This is a genomic window from Cohnella sp. WQ 127256 (assembly GCF_024519285.1).
Classification (GTDB): domain Bacteria; phylum Bacillota; class Bacilli; order Paenibacillales; family Paenibacillaceae; genus Cohnella.
This window is the reverse complement of record NZ_JAMZCY010000022.1, coordinates 1-3,483: the sequence shown is the minus strand read 5'-3', so window position 1 is coordinate 3,483 and position 3,483 is coordinate 1. Positions and strand designations below refer to the sequence as shown.

Sequence of the window (3,483 nt, the reverse complement as noted above, 5' to 3'; positions counted from 1 at the left end):
AACACGATATTCACGCTGCGGGACATTCGTCCCTTGGTCCGGACCGAAGTAAGAAGAGAATTCGGAGAAGCATTTTCAGTATCTGGAAGCAGATTCAGCCGGACACATCCGCACCACCCAACCGCATAGCGGCCAGTCGCTTCGCTTCCTTAGGGTGGTTGGACGTCGTGAATACAAGTACGTTAGAGGAAATTCCCTAATACAAATGAAGAACAAGAGGATACGAATTGTGTATTCTCTTTTTTAGTTATTCATGCTACATTGTACCTAATATCTGGAAATAAACATGTGGGTGTCAAGAGCGTTATTAAAGATTAAGAGAGTAATTGAAGAATCAAGAGACATTTAAAGATCAGGAACGTAATTGAAGATTAAAAGCGTTATTTAAGATTAAGGATTAATGCGAATTTTAAGATCAAGTTCGTAATAAAGATCAAGTTCGTAATAAAGATTAAGTTCGTAATAAAGATTAAGTTCGTAATAAAGATTAAGTTCGTAATAAAGATCAATAGAGCATTATTAAATCAAAGCGATTTGTAAGATTCTCGAAGAAGAGGGAACATCCTCTAACACAATATTCACGCTTCGGCAGACAAGCTGCCTCGGTCCGGACGGAAGTTAGAAGCGGATTCGAAGAGGAATTTCAGTAGCGTAGAAGTAGAATCAGCCGGACACATCCGCACCACCCAACCGCGTCGCGGCCGCCCCTTTGGGGCTTTAAGGTGGTGGGACGTCGTGAATACAAGAACGTTAGGTGAAACTCTCAAAAGATTAGAAGTCCGTGTTTTTCCTGGATGTACAAATAGAAATTAATTGAGGGATATAAAATCATGAAAAGTGTAGAGGCTAAAACCTTTTATCATATCTTATTATTCAGTACACTTGTTTTCATTCTTTATTTGCTATCAGGAGAATACTCTTTTTTTCCATGGTCTTCTCATAGTGATGGGTATAGATTTTATCATTTTGTATTAACTATTCCATTTCCTCTTATTGTCGTAATTATTTTAGGAACAATGGAAATAAGAAAAGTAAGAAACTGGTTATCAATAATCCGTATTTGTTTTCCAATTATATGTTTGGTATTTTCTGTAGGATTTTTTAGTATTGTTTCATTTTATTATGGGGAAAAAACTATCTTTAATATTTTCTTCTGCGTATCAATTTTATTGGTTTTGTGTGAGTTTTCCTTTATTTTTTATGATCTCAAACAAAACACTAAACGATAAACACAGAGTAATTTGTTAGAGAGTATCCTAACACTGTGTTAAGATTTCGGGGCATTGCTCCCTAGGTCCGGCAGAAGTTAGAAGTGGATTCGCAGTGGAAATTCAGCAGCAGGAGTAGCATCAACTGAACACATGCGTGCCACTTAACCGCATCGCAGCCGGTTCTTTCGGAATCATAAAGTGGTGGAACGTCGTGAATAGGAATGAAATAAATAGAATGATTGTATTTCAAGTTGCCGAGAGCATCACCTAACACCATATTCGCGCTTCGGGCCATACGGCCCTTGATCTACCCGAGGCATTTTCGAAGAAGTATTATCAGTCAGATACATCCATTCCCCTAAGATAAGAGCTATCTAAGGGGAATGGACGTCGCGAATACGACAACGTTAGGTGAAATTGCTTTATGGGACAATAACAAAACAAATATAAGGAGAAGAAAATTGAAGAGTATACAATTCATTCTGTTAATATTTATTTTGATTCTATCTGGTTGTGGCAAGAAATACACAGTTAATAATGATATTGAAGAGGTGAGCTCAGTAATGGATGCAAAAGATGACATTTTATCTATGTTTCATAAAGCAGGACTAGAAGATTATTCAGAAACATTTCAAAGTATGATCAAGCCATCTATCCGTTTAATTACGGAAAGAGAGTCAGAGAAAAAAATAGCAATTGGTCAAACAAAATTAGGGGGCCAACCTGATTTGCCTGCAAATATTGAATGGCCGTATTGGGAAGAGTACCCTATGTCATTTATTGCACAGATCAATTTACAAGAAATGCCTAACATTCAGATAGATAAAGATAATCTTCCAACTAAAGGAATCATTTATTTCTTCTATACATCATATCCCGAAGCGATGTATGAAGAAGGCAGTTTTGATAATAACCCTAAGACTTCAAAAGTATTATTTTATGACGGAGAAATAAATAATCTAATAAGAACTCAACCACCTAAAAAACTATTGAAAGAATTGCAGTTTTTTAGTGCGAGTGTTACTCCGCGACTTGAATGGAGTGTTCCCGAGTCGGATTCTTTTGAAGTATATAAAATGTTAGGGTTATCTTGGGGTGATGAAAATTACGATAAGTACTGGGAAGTATTCAAAGAAGAATTTTCAAAAAAATATATAGAGGGCTATACTTCGGAATTCCATGTAGGAATGAATAGACTTTATGGGTAGGATAATCTCTTGGGGGAATAGAAATGAAAGAAGTAAACTATGCCAATTACTTTTGGCAAGATGAAGAAATCAGATTGCGTGCTATTCAGCTCGAAGATTGGGAAGGACATTACCATAATCGATTTGATACGCCAGCTCGTCGTTTATTAGAATGCGCAGTTGAATTACCACCGACAATTGCAGAGGCGAAGAAGTTTGCTGAGACATTCTCTGATTTTTCATCCGGCAATGGACGAATTATGTTTACAATTGAAAATTTAATAGGTGAAAACATTGGAGGAATAAACCTAAATAGCATTGATGAAAGGAATGGCACTTTCAGTATTGGCATTCAAATTGATCAGGACCACCGAGGTAAAGGGTATGGTACAAGAGCTACTAGAATTCTATTAAGATACGCCTTCTATGAACGACGGCTTAATAAATTTAATGATTATGTTCTTGAAGGAAACGAAGCTTCAGCAACCATGATGAGGAATTTTGGATGTCTTCAAGAAGGAGTGAGACGTAAGGTCATATATACAAATGGGCAGTATCATGACCTCATCCTTTTTGGATTAACAAAAGATGAATTTATAGAGAAAGAGAAAGAAATAAGAGGTAAGTAGGTAGTTCGAGGAAGTTGTTGGCATCGCCTAACAATGTGTTCACGCATCGGGGCATACGCCCCTCGGTCCCGGAAGTAAAGTCGAAGAAGTGATTGCCGGGACACATCCGCACCACCCAACCGCATCGCGGCCAGTCACTTCGTTCCTTTAGGGTGGTGGGACGTCGTGAATACAAGAACGTTATAAGAAATTGGCGCAAAGAGTTTAAGATCTGAATTTCCTAATAGTCAGGAGAATGAAATATAAAAACCAAAATCGTATGGATTCCTTTAGTAGTTGCTTTTTCAATAATAATATTATTTTCATTACCGTGGTTACTCATTTTTATTGGAGGCATTTTGGAACCTAATCCCCCGCGTCCAGAAATTACATATGTAGAGTTTCCAATTCGCTTAGAATATGAAATTAATGGCCAACGAAAAGTAATTGAAGACACAATTATATGTGAATTTGATG

The 3,483-nt window shown here is 37.2% G+C and carries 4 protein-coding genes; 3 read left to right on the top strand and 1 reads right to left on the bottom strand.

The window, feature by feature from the left end; translation table 11 throughout:
* The 3 genes from M1K58_RS29330 to M1K58_RS29320 all read left to right on the top strand — a co-directional run.
* On the top strand, positions 1–200 hold a 200-nt coding region (locus tag M1K58_RS29330; RefSeq protein ID WP_256762487.1), incomplete at its 5' end, for a hypothetical protein.
* A 1,472-nt stretch (positions 201–1,672) separates the two neighbouring features.
* Positions 1,673–2,419 carry a DUF1963 domain-containing protein gene (locus tag M1K58_RS29325; protein ID WP_256762485.1) on the top strand — a complete coding sequence of 249 codons (747 nt, stop codon included), beginning with the start codon at positions 1,673–1,675 and terminating at the stop codon, positions 2,417–2,419.
* A 23-nt stretch (positions 2,420–2,442) separates the two neighbouring features.
* Positions 2,443–3,027, top strand: coding sequence for a GNAT family N-acetyltransferase (locus M1K58_RS29320; RefSeq protein WP_256762483.1), 585 nt, complete (start codon positions 2,443–2,445; stop codon positions 3,025–3,027).
* Between the two features lie 220 nt (positions 3,028–3,247).
* Here the strand turns inward: M1K58_RS29320 and M1K58_RS29315 are convergent.
* On the bottom strand, positions 3,248–3,483 hold a 236-nt coding region (locus M1K58_RS29315; RefSeq protein WP_256762481.1), incomplete at its 5' end, for a hypothetical protein.